This is a genomic window from Haemophilus sp. HMSC068C11, from assembly GCF_001815355.1.
In the GTDB taxonomy this organism is placed as follows: domain Bacteria; phylum Pseudomonadota; class Gammaproteobacteria; order Enterobacterales; family Pasteurellaceae; genus Haemophilus_D.
Genome location: NZ_KV820361.1, coordinates 324,171 through 340,257, shown reverse-complemented (window position 1 = coordinate 340,257; position 16,087 = coordinate 324,171). Strand labels below are relative to the sequence as shown.

The window sequence follows — 16,087 nt, the reverse complement described above, 5'->3', positions numbered from 1 at the left end:
GCGGTCGTTTCTTCGAACGTTTTCGCACTGGCATATTGAATATGAACACTAATATTCATACTCGTTGCAATAAAATCCTCCCGATTCTACCGCACTTTTTCTAATTTTGCCAAATGCGCAATCAGCCACTTAATGCCTTGAGCTTGGAAAGCGATTTGTAAACGGGTGTTATTGTCTGAGCCTTCAACGTTTATGATAGTGCCAAAACCAAACTTTTCATGTTTCACTTTTTGCCCCATTTTCCATTCATTTTCTGGCAAACTCATGCTTAAACTCCCTACTTTCGCTTGGTTTAATGCTCGGGTTACTGTTCCACGCAAACGAATTTCTTGAATGCATTCTGATGGTAATTCTGTAATAAAACGTGAAGGCAAATGGCGTTCTTCTTTCGTATAAACACGACGGCTTTCCGCATAACAAATCGTCAGTTTTTGCTTAGCTCGAGTAATGCCCACATAAGCAAGACGGCGTTCTTCCTCCAAACGACCAGGCTCTTCAAATGAACGGAAACTTGGGAATACTCCCTCTTCTACCCCCACCATAAATACGCGCGGGAATTCCAAGCCTTTTGCAGAGTGTAAAGTCATCATTTCCACACAAGATTGATGCGGCGAAGCCTGCTCTTCTCCCGCCTCTAAAGAAGCATGAGTTAAAAAGGCGGTAAGTTCGGTCATATCCTCTGCGTCATCAGGTTTGATAAATTCTCGGGTTGCCGTCACCAATTCTTCTAAGTTTTCAATACGCACTTCACCTTTCTCGCCTTTTTCCTGTTTATACATATCGTATAAGCCAGAATGTTTAATCACGAAATCAGTCTGTGCAAACAGTGGCATTTCGGCTGTATCAACCTGTAAAGAATTAATCAACTCTTGGAAACGAAGCAATGCGGTTGAAGCACGCCCCGTTAGCATATTTTCTTGTGTGGCTACTTGAACAGCTTGCCATAAGGTAATTTGACGTTCACGGGTTAAATTTCGTAACACATCTAAAGTACGATCGCCAATACCACGCGTAGGTGTATTAATCACACGTTCAAACGCGGCGTCATCTTGACGATTATTAATTAAGCGTAAATACGCCAATGCATCTTTAATTTCTTGGCGTTCGAAGAATCGCATCCCGCCATAAATCCGATAAGGAATTTGGCAACGAATCAAGGCTTCTTCAATAACACGAGATTGGCTATTACTACGATATAAAACAGCACAATCATCTAATTCCCCACCGTCATCTACCCAATTTTGGATTTGAGACGCCACAAATTTTGCCTCATCTAATTCATTAAATGCTGCATAAATACCTACTGGCTCCCCCATTTCACCGTCGGTCCATAAATTCTTACCGAGACGATCACTATTATTCGAAATAAGTTGGTTGGCACTTTTCAGAATATTGCCGGTAGAACGATAGTTTTGCTCCAAACGAATGGTTTCTGCATTGAAATCTTTTAGGAATTTTTGAATATTTTCGACTTGCGCACCACGCCAACCATAAATGGATTGGTCATCATCGCCCACAATCATCACTTTACCCGTATTACCCGCAAGAATTTTGATCCAGGCATATTGGATTTTATTGGTATCTTGAAACTCATCCACCAAAATGTGCTGAAAACGTTGCTGATAACGCTGCAAAATCACGGGCTTTTTAGCAAATAATTCATACGCACGAATTAACAATTCAGCAAAATCCACCAAGCCCGCACGATCACAAGTATCTTGATAAATTTGATAAATCTTAATCCACTCTTTTTCCTGACGATCACCAAAATCATTAATATCTTGCGGTCTTAAACCTTCATCTTTTTTATTATTGATATACCAGCACGCTTGTTTGGGTGGAAATGCTTTATCATCATAATTGTGCAATTTCATCAAGCGTTTTACTAAACGAAGTTGGTCTTCAGAATCCAAAATCTGGAAATCTTGTGGCAAGTTCACATCTAAATGGTGAGCACGTAATAATCGATGGGCAATGCTATGGAATGTGCCAATCCACATACCAAATAAATTGGATTGAGCATGTTTGGACAAGGTATCTTGAATACGATGACGCATTTCAGCAGCGGCTTTATTGGTAAAGGTGACCGCCATAATGCTGCCTTCAGAAATATTTTCTACGGCAATCAACCAAGCAATACGATGAGTCAAGACGCGAGTTTTACCACTTCCAGCCCCCGCAAGCACAAGGTAATTGCCAAGTGGTGCTGCCACTGCTTCACGTTGTTTATCATTCAAGCCATCAAGTAATTCTGAAATATCCATTGCTCTTATTTTAATCTGGTTAAATTTACAGGGATTATAGTGGGAATTATATTTTTAAACAACCTGATATTTACAAATTTACTCCGCCCCTTTATATTAGCAATATCAAATAATTACTAAACATTGACGAAGTTAAAGGAGACACAATGTCAATTAAAACAACGCTAAAATTAACCGCACTTTCAGCCCTAACCACCCTCGCGTACACTTCTCATGCTCAGGCTGAAGGAAAACTTACTGTCTATTGCAGCGTACAAAATGTTGTATGCGAAAAAGTCACTCAAGCCTTTAGTAAAAAATACAATGTAGATGCACAATTTGTGCGTAATAGTACAGGCGTTGTATTAGGCAAAATTAAAGCGGAAAAAGAAAACCCACAAGCTGATTTCTGGTTTGGTGGCACGATTGAACCCCATCTTCAAGCCGCAGAATTAGGCTTACTTGAATCCTATCGTTCCCCATTACAAAAAGACATCATGCCGCAGTTTAAATCTTTAATGGATCAACGCGGTAATTTCACTTCTGTGATTTACTTAATGGAACTTGGCATTGGGGTCAATACTAAAAAATTAAAAGAATTGAATATTCCTGCACCACAATGCTATGCAGACTTGATAAAACCAGAATATAAAGGTTACATTCAATACCCTGACCCTCGTGTTTCCGGTACTGGTTACTCGCTTATCAGTACGTTTTCCACATTATGGGGAGAAGAAAAAGCCTTTGACTATCTGAAGAAACTAGAACCAAATCTCATGCAACATACCAAAACAGGCCTTGCCAGCAACTATTTGGCTAACGGTACCGTGGCGATTGATTTAGGTTTTATGTTGGTTTATCCGCGTGAGAAGAAAAATGGTGCACCAGTTGAAGGCATTTTACCATGCGAAGGCGTGGGCTATTCTTTAGGCGGGGCAAGCATCATTAAAGGAGCTAGAAATCTTGATAATGCCAAACTGTTTATGGATTTCGTGCTAAGCAAAGAAGCCCAAGAAATTCCTTGGAAAGAATCAGACTCTTATCAACTTCCAACCAATATCCATGCAGAACCTGCACCAGGTTTCCTGCCAGCTAGCAAATTAAAACTGATAGATATTGATTTTATGAAATTTGGTACGGATCAAGAAGGCAAACGCCTGACTCAACGTTGGGTTTCTGAAGTACTCTTAGAGGGTAAATCGCCAAAAGAATAAAAGAAATAAACAAAAAGTGCGGTCAAAGATCATGGTGTTTTTGACCACACTTGTTTTATTCATTCTTAGATAAACAGTAGTTTTGAATATTTTGCCAAGTTAGATTCTTATAATGATGATAAACAGGATGGAAAATTGTTTCTTCTTTATATTCAGCTATCCAAGGCTTTCTATCTGTTATGTAGTGAATAATCCATGGAGATTCAGTTACTAATGGTAAAAATGTAAAGTTATAGTGCGCTTGAACATTATAACGAACATCAATTCTTAGCCAGCGATTAAATAGAACAAAGTTCAATATATCTTGATCTGCATAGAGTACATCTGAACAATATAACGCAATAGCTAGTAATTTTCTCGTCATATTTTCCTCTCGGCATTTCACTAAATCCCATAATATTACACCAGCATTAAAGTAAGGTTTGAAATCTTCTCCGCCTTTGTAAGAAAGACATGATTCTAATTCTTCAGGTGTATTTAAAACATACCAGTGAGGCGTATCTTTATTTGATAAATTATAGTCATCAATCGCCGCAATAGGACAGCCTTTCATATCAACATGAAATAAATTTGATAATGATGCATTTACAATAATATCGCTATCTAAATAAAGCACTCGCTCTTCTTGAATTAATTCTGGAATTAAGAATCGCGCATAAGTAAGCTCATTAACATGTTTTAATTTATTAGGTAGTTGTTTTATGATTTCATTGATAGCTAATGAATTGGGCATTATTTTTTGGTTTAAACGCTGAATAGCTGGATTAGCCTCATTAAGCCAAATAGGTGAAAGTTGATTATTAAACTTCGCTAGGTTCTGTGCTTGCAAAACAAGCCAATTTTCAGGAATGTCCGTATGAATAATATAAATATGCACCTGAGAGTTATGGTAGCAAATAGATTTTAATAAAGTTTCAAGTGGTTCTAAGTAATTTTTATCTGCACAAAGTGCGATATTAATTTTATTTGAATTCATATTTATTCCAACTTTATAGTTTAAGCCTAAAAAGTAAAGGGGACGGCTCTAATTCACTCTAAAAACTAAGCTAAAACCAACCGCTCTTTCCCTGCATAGATGTTCGCTTTTCCAGGACGAGCAAAGCCGATAAGGGAAAGATTATGCTGTTCAGCCATATTTACGGCAAGATCTGTCGCGGCAGAAATCGCAACAAGTAACTCGATGCCACAAGCCACTGATTTTTGAACCATTTCATAGCTGGCTCGGCTCGAAACCAGCACGAATCCCTGTGGTTGATTTTGTTTGGCATGCCAGCCGATTAATTTATCTAGTGCCACATGTCGCCCAACATCTTCTCGAATCGCTAGTAAATTACCCGATAAATCAAAAAAGGCGGCGGCATGTGTCGCCCCTGTTTCTTTTCCGAGTGTTTGATTAGCTTGTAATTGTTCTAAACAGCCATCTAATAAATTTAAATTAAATTGGAAAGTGCGGTCTAATTTGGGCAATTTTTTATAGACTTGTGAAATTTGTTCTGTACCGCAAATGCCACATCCTGTTCTACCCGTTAATGTACGGCGATGATCTTTTAATGCCATAAATTGACGGCTAGATAATTCAATTTGCACTTCAATGCCATTACACACTTCCACCACATCAATACCATAAATATCCGCTTTTTTCTCAATAATGCCTTCCGCTAATGAAAAGCCTAAAGCAAAGTCATCTAAATCTTGCGGAGAGCACATCATGACGGTATGTGCAATACCATTATAAACAAGTGAAACAGGCACTTCCGCAGCCAGACTATCTTGTTTTTCCACTAAAAGTGCGGTCGGATTTTCAGGTGTTTTTTTAAAAAAATTAATTGTTTTTTGGATTATCCAGTGCATTATTTTTTCCTAATAAAATGACTGTTGTAAAAATGTTACTTTTTTTTAACAAAAAATGTTTATTTTGTGATCTAGCTCAAGTTTTAAAGCGATTATAACAAGTTTTGATTATAGATTTTCGGTTAAAAAATAGTTAAAATCGGCTCCGTTTAAATTGGTCATTGTTATAATCAATTTAATGGTTGATGCGTTATTTTAACGAAATCAAATAAATTATCTATACGAATTTATACTATCGAAATATCTTAACGGTTCGCCGTTATGAAGGAGTGATTATGCAGGTCTCTAGACGTAAGTTCTTTAAGATCTGTGCAGGTGGTATGGCGGGGACGTCTGCGGCAATGTTGGGCTTTGCACCATCATCTGTTTTAGCGGCACCACGTGAATACAAATTATTACGGGCTTTTGAATCCCGTAACACCTGTACATATTGTGCAGTGAGCTGTGGTATGTTGTTATATAGCACAGGCAAACCTTACGATGCTTTAAGCAGCCATACAGGCACCAATACCCGTTCTAAATTATTCCACCTTGAAGGTGACCCAGACCATCCGGTAAGCCGTGGGGCATTATGTCCTAAAGGTGCTGGCGCATTAGACTATGTTAATAGTGAAAGCCGTGCATTATACCCTGAATATCGTGCACCAGGTTCTGACAAATGGGTTCGTCTTTCTTGGGAAGAAGCGATCAAACGCGTTTCTCGTTTATTAAAAGATGACCGTGATGCTAACTTCGTTGAAAAAGACGCTAGTGGCAAAACTGTTAACCGTTGGACCTCTACTGGTATTATGACCGCCTCCGCCATGAGTAATGAAGCCGCACTTCTTACTCAAAAATGGGTGAGAATGTTGGGCATAGTGCCGATGTGTAACCAAGCGAATACTTGACACGGACCAACGGTAGCAAGTCTTGCTCCATCATTTGGTCGCGGTGCCATGACAAATAACTGGGTTGACATCAAAAACGCCAATCTTATTATTGTTCAAGGTGGTAACCCTGCTGAAGCTCACCCTGTTGGCTTCCGTTGGGCGATCGAAGCGAAGAAAAACGGTGCGAAAATCATCGTGGTTGACCCTCGCTTTAACCGTACAGCTTCTGTAGCTGACCTTCATGCGCCAATTCGTTCCGGTTCTGATATCGCATTCTTAATGGGTGTGATCCGTTACTTATTGGAAACTAACCAAATTCAACACGAATACGTTAAACACTATACAAATGCTTCATTCTTAGTTGATGAAGGTTTCAAATTTGAAGATGGTTTATTCGTAGGTTTTGATGAAGAAAAACGCACTTACGATAAATCTAAATGGAATTACCAATTTGATGAAAATGGTAATGCTAAACGTGATATGACCTTACAAGATCCACGTTGTGTGATTAATATCTTGAAAGATCACGTTTCTCGCTATACCCCAGAAATAGTTGAACGTATTACCGGCGTTAAACAAAAACTCTTCTTACAAATCTGTGAAGAAATTGGTAAAACCTCTGCACCGAATAAAACCATGACGCACTTATATGCGTTAGGCTTTACTGAGCACACAATCGGTACACAAAATATTCGTTCAATGGCAATGATCCAATTACTCTTAGGTAATATGGGGATGCCAGGTGGCGGTATTAATGCATTACGTGGACACTCAAACGTACAAGGTACAACAGATATGGGCTTATTGCCGATGTCTTTACCGGGTTATATGCGTTTGCCGAATGATAAAGATACGTCCTACGAACAATACATTAATGCGATTACGCCAAAAGATATCGTACCAAACCAAGTGAACTACTATCGTAATACATCGAAATTCTTCGTGAGTATGATGAAAACGTTCTATGGTGATAAAGCAACCAAAGAAAATGGTTGGGGTTTCGATTTCTTACCAAAAGCAGACCGCTTATACGACCCTATCACTCATGTTAAGTTAATGAATGATGGCAAATTAAACGGTTGGATTTTGCAAGGTTTCAACGTATTAAACTCATTACCTAACAAAAACAAAACTGTTGCAGGTATGAGCAAATTGAAATTCTTAATCGTGATGGATCCGCTTCAAACTGAATCTTCTGAATTCTGGAAAAACTTTGGTGAATCAAACAATGTGAATCCAGCAGATATTCAAACTGAAGTATTCCGTTTACCAACCACCTGTTTCGCAGAAGAAGATGGTTCTATTGCTAACTCTGGTCGTTGGGCTCAATGGCACTGGAAAGGCTGTGACCAACCAGGTGAAGCGTTACCAGATGTTGAAATTCTTTCTATGATTCGTGAAGAAATGCATCACCTTTATCAAAAAGAAGGTGGTCGTGGTATCGAATCTTTCGAAGCGATGACTTGGAACTATGTTCAACCGCATTCACCAAGTTCTGTAGAATTAGCGAAAGAATTGAATGGTTACGCACTTGCTGATCTTCTCGATGCTGATGGCAACGTCATGTATAAAAAAGGTCAATTACTTAACGGATTCGCTCACTTACGTGATGACGGTACAACCTCATCAGGTAACTGGATCTATGTGGGTCAATGGACTGAAAAAGGTAACCAAACCGCAAACCGTGACAACTCTGATCCATCAGGTTTAGGTTGTACATTAGGTTGGGGCTTCGCATGGCCAGCAAACCGTCGTATTCTTTATAGCCGTGCTTCACTTGATATTAACGGTAACCCTTGGGATAAACACCGTCAATTAATCAAATGGAACGGTAAAAACTGGAACTGGTTAGATGTCGCTGACTATGGCACACAACCACCAGGTTCTGATGCAGGTCCATTTATTATGTCTGCAGAAGGTGTGGGGCGTCTATTCGCTGTAGATAAAATTGCGAATGGCCCTATGCCTGAGCACTATGAACCAATTGAAAGTCCGATTGACACTAACCCACTACACCCAAGTGTCGTCTCTGATCCGACTGTTCGTATTTATAAAGAAGACCGTGAATTTATCGGTTCAAACAAAGACTTCCCTTATGTGGCAACGACTTATCGTTTGACCGAGCACTTCCACAGTTGGACTGCTCAATCTGCGTTAAATATCATCGCCCAACCACAACAATTCGTGGAAATTGGTGAGAAATTAGCAGCAGAAAAAGGCATCCAAAAAGGTGATATGGTGAAGATTACTTCTCGCCGTGGCTACATTAAAGCCGTTGCAGTGGTAACAAAACGTTTGAAAGACTTAGAAGTCGACGGACGTACCGTACATCACGTGGGTATTCCAATTCACTGGAATATGAAAGCCTTAAATGGTAAAGGTAATCGTGGTTTCTCCACCAACACCTTAACACCATCTTGGGGTGAAGCAATCACTCAAACACCAGAATATAAAACATTCTTGGTAAACATTGAGAAAGCGGAGGCATAATATGGCAGGAAGTGGTCAAGGCGTTCAATCGCAAGACATTATCAAGGTCTCCGCTACGTCTGGTTTAACACCAGCACCTCAAGCGCGTGATCATAAAGTTGAAGTTGCAAAATTAATCGACGTATCCACCTGTATCGGTTGTAAAGCCTGTCAGGTGGGCTGTTCAGAGTGGAATGACATCCGTTCTGATGTTAATGCTCAGTGTGTGGGGATCTACGATAACCCAGTAGATCTCAATGCAAAAGCATGGACGGTAATGCGCTTTAACGAAGTTGAAGAAAATGATCGTTTAGAATGGTTAATCCGTAAAGATGGTTGTATGCACTGTTCAGAACCAGGCTGTTTAAAAGCTTGTCCTGCACCAGGCGCAATTATCCAATATGCAAACGGTATTGTGGATTTCCAATCTGATAAATGTATCGGTTGTGGTTACTGTATCGCTGGTTGTCCGTTCAACATTCCACGTATGAACCCAGAAGACAACCGTGTGTACAAATGTACCCTTTGTGTGGATCGTGTATCTGTGGGCCAAGAACCGGCTTGCGTGAAAACCTGTCCAACCGGTGCAATTCGTTTCGGTTCTAAAGAAGAGATGAAACTCTACGCAGAACAACGTGTTGCTGACTTAAAAGCACGTGGTTACGAAAACGCGGGTATCTACGACCCTGAAGGCGTCGGTGGTACACACGTAATGTATGTATTACACCATGCGGATAAACCTGAGCTTTATTCTGGTCTTCCAAAAGATCCAAAAGTTGACCTCACCGTCACCCTTTGGAAAGATGTATTGAAACCAGTAGCGGCTGTAGCAATGGGTGGTCTAGCACTTGCTGAAATCGCTCACTACTTAGCTGTAGGTCCAAACGTTGAAGAAGATGTAGAAGATCATCACGAAAAATTTGAAGAAGAAGATAAAAAAGGGGGCAAAGATGAGTAAGATTGAGATTAGCAATGATACTCGAATCATTCGTCATAGAACGCCTGCTCGTTTTAGCCACTGGCTACTCGTAATCTGCTTCTTTATGACGATGTTCACTGGTGTAGCATTCTTCTTCCCAGATTTTGCGTGGTTAACTGAGATTTTAGGTACCCCGCAACTGGCGCGAGCAATTCACCCGTTCACCGGTATCATTATGTTTGTTGCCTTTATTTTCCTTGGCTATCTTTACTGGGATCACAACATTCCAGAGAAAAACGATATCCGTTGGTTAAAAGGCATGCTTGAAGTATTGAAAGGAAATGAACACGCTGTTGCTTATAACGGTAAGTATAACCTTGGTCAAAAAATGTTATTCTGGACATTGAACTTGGCGATGGTTACCTTGCTTGTAACCGGCATCATTATGTGGCGTCAATTTTTCTCGCACTACTTCTCTATTCCGGTATTACGTTTTGCGATTTTACTTCACTCACTAAGTGCATTCATGTTGTTCACCGGTATCTTGGTACACATGTACATGGCATTCTGGGTGAAAGGCTCCATTCGTGGTATCGTGGAAGGTTGGGTAACCGTTCGCTGGGCGAAAAAACATCACCCGAAATGGTATAACGAAGAAGTACTTCCTAAGCTAGAAGAAGACCTTAAAAACGAAGCTGAAGGTAAAAAAGTAAAAACCAAAGCATTGTTCAAAGGTATCAATGGCTAAAATCAAAAAGTGCGGTTAAAATTGACCGCACTTTTTCTTATAAATACTTAAGAGACAATTATGAGTATCAAAATCTTATCTGCAGACGAAATCAAACAAAAAACGAATTCATTTGATATTCCGCCTGTTTTGTTTGCTAACCCTAAAAATCTTTATCAACGTCGTGCAAAACGTTTAAGAGAATTAGCGAAAGATCATCCATTGGCTGATTATTTACTCTTTGCTGCAGATGTTGTGGAAAGCCAATTAAGCGTATTTGAAAAAAATCCATTAGAAAAACAGCATTTCGATAATTTAAATGAACTTGAACCGTTAAATACTAAAACATTTAAACGCTCAAGCATTTGGATTGAATATCTCAAAGAAATTTTACATAGCATTAAACCAAAAGCGAATGAACAGGTTCTTGCTACGATTGAGAATCTTGAAAAGGCCTCTGATAAAGAGCTTGAAGAAATGGCTAGCCATCTTTTAAGCCAAGAATTTAATTTAGTGAGCACCGATAAAGCAGTATTTATTTGGGCTGCGCTTTCTCTTTATTGGTTACAACTGGCTCAACAAATTCCTCATAACAGTCGCCAAGAAGGAACTGACAATCTACATTACTGCCCTGTTTGTGGTTCTGCACCAGTATCAAGTGTTGTCCATATCGGTACTTCACAAGGTTTACGCTATTTGCACTGCAATCTCTGTGAAAGTGAGTGGAATTTAGTGCGCGCACAATGTACAAACTGCAATGAACACAAAAATCTTGAAATGTGGTCATTAAATGAAGAGCTTGCTCTTGTTCGTGCAGAAACCTGTGGCGATTGCCAAAGCTACTTAAAAATCATGTTCCAAGAAAAAGATCCGAATGTTGAAGCGGTAGCCGATGATTTAGCATCAATTTTCTTAGATATTGAAATGGAAGAAAAAGGCTTCGCACGCAGTGGATTAAATCCATTTGTCTTCCCAGCAGAAGAAGTGTAATGTCTTACTTTTCAAATAAACAAAGTGCGGCCAAAATTGACCGCACTTTTTCATGCTAGAGATAACATGCCATCACGACAGCATTTTCTCGTCCACCATCTGGTTTCGGATAATAATTCTTACGAATATCAACCTCATTAAATCCCAGCTTTTCATAAAGGAATCGAGCAGGATTCGATTCACGCACTTCAAGCCAAAGCGTTTGAATACCTTTCTCTTTAAGCTTATCCATTAAACCTTGCAATAAAAACGAACCGTAGCCCTTTCCTTGTTGAGCTGGTTCAATCGCAATATTAAATAATGTCGCTTCATCTAATACCGTTTGGCAAATAGCAAAACCAAGCACTTGCTCCTTCTCCACTAATTTCAAATTGAGATAACGCTCGCCGACATTATTTTTCAATGTTCCTAATGACCAAGGCACAAGGTGTGCTGCTTGTTCAATTTCATATAAGCGATTCATATCGCATTCTTCAATAGAAAAAAGAGAAGGCATAATGATTAAATTTGTTGGATTTGTTGCCAAAGCTCACGTTTAGCTTGGCTATCTTGCTGGAATTGTTGCCAATCAACAGAGCGATAAACTCGCTCTGCATTTAGGCAATAAGGCAAAGTGCGGTCGATTTCATCAGCATTTTCAGCCAATAACCAATACCGTACAGAATGTTGTAACGTGATATGTTGAATTTGATCGAAATTCAGGCAAAGGCAATCTTCTTTTTTGAGCTCTAGCGCAAGTCGAATATCTGCAAAAAGCGGTGAACTTGAGAGATTATCATTGACCACCACAATAAATTTCACTTGTTCTGAAACACTCACACCTACCGCCCCTTGCAATACTTCTGGGCGATAGAGCTGCCAACGGGTTATTCCCATTTCATTTAAAAGAAGATTGCGTCTATCCATAGATTAACGAGCGATAGTATCTAGCGGATAATCTCTTAAACCTTTAACAATTGCTTTTTCTTGCGCATCTGTTGGTTTTTCTTGATACGCTTTTAAGCTACGGAAAGAAAGAATGTTTTTTGCTTGATAAATCACGGCGATAAAACGTTGGAAATCTTTACCATCACAAGCATAGTAAACATCTGAAGCGTTACCAATTGTTTTTAACTCACATACTTTTTTGTTTGCATCAAGGTATTTTGTCGTTAATGCCGGAACATGTGAAACATCTTTTAGATAATAGGTTTCGCTCGTGATGAATTTACGATTGCTACGATCTACATTCGCTGCACCACTTAAGAAACGGGGATCTTCTGATTTATCAAAAGCTTTCGTTTGTTTATAGAATTTCTCGCCGTTGAATGTCACTTCTTGGTTACCTTTTTTGATACGCTCAAACTGCGCATCTAAGCTTTGCGCTTGTGCGGCTGGTAATTCAATTTTTGAGCTTGTTGGTAAGGTTGAAGGCTGTTGCTTAGTGCCTTGAAGTTGTTCGAGTAATTGACAGCCGGACAATAAACTTGCCATGGCGACGGCAGTAATGATTTTTTTCATAAATAATTCCTTAATAAATGCGTCTAAATCGTTATCTTTTGCTAGAATAACGCATAATTTTAACCAATAAACTACAGGATTTAAAGCGTGATTTCTCTCGAAAGCGAAGTTTTACAACGCCATCTTCCCTTTTTTAACGGTAAATCAATTCTTCTTGCCGGCGGCATTAATGATGATTTTCCTCAAATATTGCAAAAACATTGTCAATCTGTGCAAATTTGGAGCTGGTATTTTGATTATGCTAAAACCCAAAGTGCGGTCAATTTTGAGGTTGAATTTCAACCGCAAGCGGATTTGATTATTTATTATTGGACAAAGAATAAACAAGAAGTGAATTTTCAGCTGATGCAACTACTCGCCAAAAGTAAAATTGGTCAAGAAGTGTTGATTATTGGCGAAAATCGTTGTGGCGTCCGTTCAGCTGAAAAACTGCTTGAACCTTATGGTGAAATTGGCAAAATTGACTCAGCGCGTCGTTGCGGTTTATATCATTTTTCCTTACAAAAACAACCGCACTTTGATCTTCAATCTTATTGGAAGTGCTACCAAAATGATGCATTAGGCGATCTCCGTATTTACAGCTTGCCGGGTGTATTCAGTGCCAATGAACTTGATAGCGGAACATCACTTCTGCTTTCCACTTTAACCTCACCAATTCAAGGTAAAGTGTTAGACGTTGGTTGTGGGGCAGGTGTCATTGGTTCAATAATCAAAAAATATCATCCGAAAGCGGATGTAACAATGACTGATATTCATGCGATGGCAATTCAATCTGCTCGTCAAACACTGGCAGAAAATCAGCTTGAAGGCAATGTTATCGCAAGCGATGTGTTTTCCCATATTGAGGGAAAATTTGATCTGATTATTTCAAACCCGCCTTTCCACGATGGAATCGATACCGCTTATTGTGCGGTAAAGGAGCTTATTCAACAAGCAAAATGGCATTTAACAGCAGGCGGAGAACTGCGTATTGTTGCTAATGCATTTCTGCCCTATCCCGATTTATTAGCACAACATTTCGGTAAGTTTGACGTACTTGCTCAAACCACTAAATTTAAAGTGTATTCCGTGAGAAATTAAGGAGAAAACAATGTTTGTAACCAGTTCAGCCATTCAAAATGGTGCATTTGAAGACAAATATGGCAAACGCGGCACACAATTTAGCCCAAATGGCATGCCAACCTACTCTATTCCATTTGAAATTCACGATGCCCCTCAAGGCACTAAATCCTTTGCGGTTGTCTTAGAAGATAAAGATGCGATTACAGCAAGTGGCTTTGTGTGGATTCATTGGCTTATCGCAGATCTTGAACGTACCGTTATACACGAAAATGAAAGCCAAACTGCAACAGATTATGTACAAGGTGCAAATACTTGGGCGAGTAAATTAGGTCAATTTGATATTGAAGAAGCCTCATTCTATGGTGGTATGGCACCACCAAACTGCTTACATCGTTACGAGCTTATTGTGTATGCGCTCGATACCAAACTTAACCTTAAACCAGGATTCCGTTTCAATGATCTACATTTTGCGATGCAAGGGCATATTCTAGATCAAGCTGTGGTGATGGGCACTTATGATGTTTAATCATTTATAGTTCATCCTAAAAACACCATAAAAAATGACCGCACTTCAACAAAGTGCGGTCATTTCTCTTAGGATTTTATAACGTGATTTTATTTGATGAATCTTTCACTAATTTCGCGTGGGCTTTTTTCTGTTCTTTCATCTTATTGCTCGTTTCACGGCGTTGAGTAGAAAGTTCCGCATTGCGAATGTTGTAATCATCTACACGACCTTCATAGTCATCACGCATATTTTCAATAATTGCACGAACATCTTCAATACTCATATCATCACGAATATATTGATTTAAGTTATCTAATAATAAGACACGTTTTTGGTTATCACGAATTTTGCGGTTGTTGTCTTCAATGTCGCGCTTAAGTTTATTTTTTAAACGATATAAACGCACATACTCTAATACTTCTTGGAAGGATTTATTTACATTTCCCATGATCGACTCTCTCAAAGTTAAAAATAAACTTCGAGTAATGTAGCCTTTTTTTTCGTCCCCGTCAAAAGCTTAAATTTAAATTGATGGATTAGATCAAAAAACTGTTTGATTTAGTTGATTATCCTATTCGGTAGTGGTAAAAATGAAGAATCTATTCAAAATAAAATAAGGAAACACAATGTCAAGAGTCTTTAATTTTAGTGCTGGTCCAGCGATGATTTTCCCTGAGGTACTACACAAAGCACAATCTGAGCTAACTAACTGGCTTGGTCAAGGTGTGTCTGTGATGGAAGTCAGCCACCGTGGCAAATATTTTATGGAATTGATTACTCAAGCAGAAAAAGATCTGCGCGAAGTGTATAACATTCCAGATAACTATCGTGTGTTATTCCTACAAGGTGGCGCTCGTGGTCAATTTGCAGCCTTACCAATGAACTTAATCGGTAAGAAAGGCAAAGCACTTTACTTAAATAGCGGTCATTGGTCTGCAACTGCAGCGAAAGAAGCGCGTAACTTTGCTGAAATTGATGAAATTACTATTGTAGAAAATGGTGATCATACACGCATCACCAACCTTGATTTCAGTGACATTGCGGAACAATACGATTACGTTCACTATTGTCCAAATGAAACTATCAGCGGTGTGGAAATTTTTGATGTACCGAATGTGGGCAATGCGGTACTTGTAGCAGATATGTCATCTAATGTGCTCTCTCGCGAAATTGATATTAGCAAATTTGGTGTCATTTACGCCGGTGCACAAAAAAATCTTGGTCCAGCAGGGATTACACTCGTAATTATTCGCGATGATTTAATTGGTCATGCTCGCCAAGCGACACCATCAATTTGGAATTACGCCACACAACGTGATGCTGACTCCATGATCAATACCCCACCAACCTTTGCTTGGTATCTCTGTTCATTAGTTTTCAAACACATTCAAGCGATTGGCGGCTTAAAAGAAATTGCAAAACGTAACGCAGTGAAAGCGCAAACCCTTTATGACTACATTGATAGCAGCAAACTCTATCGTAACGTAGTGGCTAAAGAAAACCGTTCAACCATGAATGTGACATTCGTAACCGGTAACCCTGAGCTTGATGCTAAATTTGTCGCAGAGTCTACAACTGCAGGTCTTCAAGCCTTAAAAGGTCACAAAGTGCTAGGTGGTATGCGCGCCTCTATCTATAACGCGATGCCATTAGAAGGCGTACAAGCACTCATTGAATTCATGAAAAAATTTGAAGCTGAAAATAGCTAATTATCTGATTTATTAAACTCAACGTG

General features: G+C 39.3%; 15 protein-coding genes. 8 read left to right on the top strand and 7 right to left on the bottom strand.

Going from position 1 to position 16,087, the window contains the following annotated elements:
• Positions 1 to 86: 86 nt before the first annotated feature.
• The gene (gene uvrD, locus HMPREF3020_RS05485; protein ID WP_070775807.1) at positions 87 to 2,264 is read right to left on the bottom strand and encodes a DNA helicase II; all 2,178 of its coding nucleotides are present in this window, start codon (positions 2,262 to 2,264) and stop codon (positions 87 to 89) included.
• Between the two features lie 146 nt (positions 2,265 to 2,410).
• On the opposite strand from uvrD, the gene HMPREF3020_RS05480 reads away from it, so the two are divergent.
• Positions 2,411 to 3,457: an ABC transporter substrate-binding protein gene (locus tag HMPREF3020_RS05480; RefSeq protein ID WP_070775806.1), complete on the top strand. Its 1,047-nt coding sequence runs from the start codon at positions 2,411 to 2,413 to the stop codon at positions 3,455 to 3,457.
• 55 nt (positions 3,458 to 3,512) lie between these two features.
• Here the strand turns inward: HMPREF3020_RS05480 and HMPREF3020_RS05475 are convergent, their stop codons facing one another.
• Together HMPREF3020_RS05475 and fdhD are read right to left on the bottom strand one after the other, a co-directional pair.
• Positions 3,513 to 4,433, bottom strand: a complete 921-nt coding sequence (locus tag HMPREF3020_RS05475; RefSeq protein ID WP_070775805.1) for a glycosyltransferase family 8 protein — start codon at positions 4,431 to 4,433, stop codon at positions 3,513 to 3,515.
• Positions 4,434 to 4,498: 65 nt separating this feature from the next.
• Entirely contained in the window at positions 4,499 to 5,308 is an 810-nt protein-coding gene (gene fdhD, locus HMPREF3020_RS05470; protein WP_070775804.1) for a formate dehydrogenase accessory sulfurtransferase FdhD, read from the bottom strand.
• A gap of 275 nt (positions 5,309 to 5,583) precedes the next feature.
• On the opposite strand from fdhD, the gene fdnG reads away from it, so the two are divergent.
• The 4 genes from fdnG to fdhE are packed head-to-tail and all read left to right on the top strand — an operon-like array spanning position 5,584 to position 11,282.
• Complete coding sequence (fdnG, locus tag HMPREF3020_RS05460) at positions 5,584 to 8,667, top strand: formate dehydrogenase-N subunit alpha (RefSeq protein ID WP_144049851.1); 3,084 nt, start codon at positions 5,584 to 5,586, stop codon at positions 8,665 to 8,667.
• A gap of 1 nt (position 8,668) precedes the next feature.
• The gene (gene fdxH / locus HMPREF3020_RS05455) at positions 8,669 to 9,604 is read left to right on the top strand and encodes a formate dehydrogenase subunit beta (RefSeq protein ID WP_070775801.1); all 936 of its coding nucleotides are present in this window, start codon (positions 8,669 to 8,671) and stop codon (positions 9,602 to 9,604) included.
• Entirely contained in the window at positions 9,597 to 10,313 is a 717-nt protein-coding gene (locus tag HMPREF3020_RS05450; protein ID WP_005696396.1) for a formate dehydrogenase subunit gamma, read from the top strand. Before fdxH ends, HMPREF3020_RS05450 begins: the two co-directional genes overlap by 8 nt.
• Before the next feature lie 60 nt (positions 10,314 to 10,373).
• Positions 10,374 to 11,282, top strand: a complete 909-nt coding sequence (gene fdhE, locus HMPREF3020_RS05445) for a formate dehydrogenase accessory protein FdhE (protein ID WP_070775800.1) — start codon at positions 10,374 to 10,376, stop codon at positions 11,280 to 11,282.
• Between the two features lie 55 nt (positions 11,283 to 11,337).
• Here the strand turns inward: fdhE and rimI are convergent, their stop codons facing one another.
• Genes rimI through HMPREF3020_RS05430 form a run of 3 tightly spaced genes read right to left on the bottom strand, consistent with a single transcriptional unit; the run spans position 11,338 to position 12,782 of the window.
• Entirely contained in the window at positions 11,338 to 11,778 is a 441-nt protein-coding gene (rimI, locus tag HMPREF3020_RS05440; RefSeq protein WP_014065130.1) for a ribosomal protein S18-alanine N-acetyltransferase, read from the bottom strand.
• Positions 11,779 to 11,783: 5 nt separating this feature from the next.
• Entirely contained in the window at positions 11,784 to 12,188 is a 405-nt protein-coding gene (locus HMPREF3020_RS05435) for a DNA polymerase III subunit psi (protein WP_014065129.1), read from the bottom strand.
• Positions 12,189 to 12,191: 3 nt separating this feature from the next.
• Positions 12,192 to 12,782, bottom strand: coding sequence for a hypothetical protein (locus HMPREF3020_RS05430; RefSeq protein WP_070775799.1), 591 nt, complete (start codon positions 12,780 to 12,782; stop codon positions 12,192 to 12,194).
• Between the two features lie 87 nt (positions 12,783 to 12,869).
• Here HMPREF3020_RS05430 and rsmC point away from each other — a divergent pair, with 87 nt between their 5' ends.
• Both rsmC and HMPREF3020_RS05420 read left to right on the top strand, forming a co-directional pair.
• Positions 12,870 to 13,862, top strand: coding sequence for a 16S rRNA (guanine(1207)-N(2))-methyltransferase RsmC (gene rsmC, locus HMPREF3020_RS05425; RefSeq protein WP_070775798.1), 993 nt, complete (start codon positions 12,870 to 12,872; stop codon positions 13,860 to 13,862).
• A 10-nt stretch (positions 13,863 to 13,872) separates the two neighbouring features.
• The gene (locus HMPREF3020_RS05420; RefSeq protein ID WP_049362176.1) at positions 13,873 to 14,370 is read left to right on the top strand and encodes a YbhB/YbcL family Raf kinase inhibitor-like protein; all 498 of its coding nucleotides are present in this window, start codon (positions 13,873 to 13,875) and stop codon (positions 14,368 to 14,370) included.
• Positions 14,371 to 14,446: 76 nt separating this feature from the next.
• Here HMPREF3020_RS05420 and HMPREF3020_RS05415 read toward each other — a convergent pair whose 3' ends face one another.
• Positions 14,447 to 14,800: a DUF496 family protein gene (locus tag HMPREF3020_RS05415; protein WP_005696407.1), complete on the bottom strand. Its 354-nt coding sequence runs from the start codon at positions 14,798 to 14,800 to the stop codon at positions 14,447 to 14,449.
• Positions 14,801 to 14,978: 178 nt separating this feature from the next.
• Between HMPREF3020_RS05415 and serC the strand changes: the two genes are divergently transcribed.
• Positions 14,979 to 16,061, top strand: coding sequence for a 3-phosphoserine/phosphohydroxythreonine transaminase (gene serC, locus HMPREF3020_RS05410; RefSeq protein ID WP_070775797.1), 1,083 nt, complete (start codon positions 14,979 to 14,981; stop codon positions 16,059 to 16,061).
• Positions 16,062 to 16,087 lie beyond the last annotated feature (26 nt).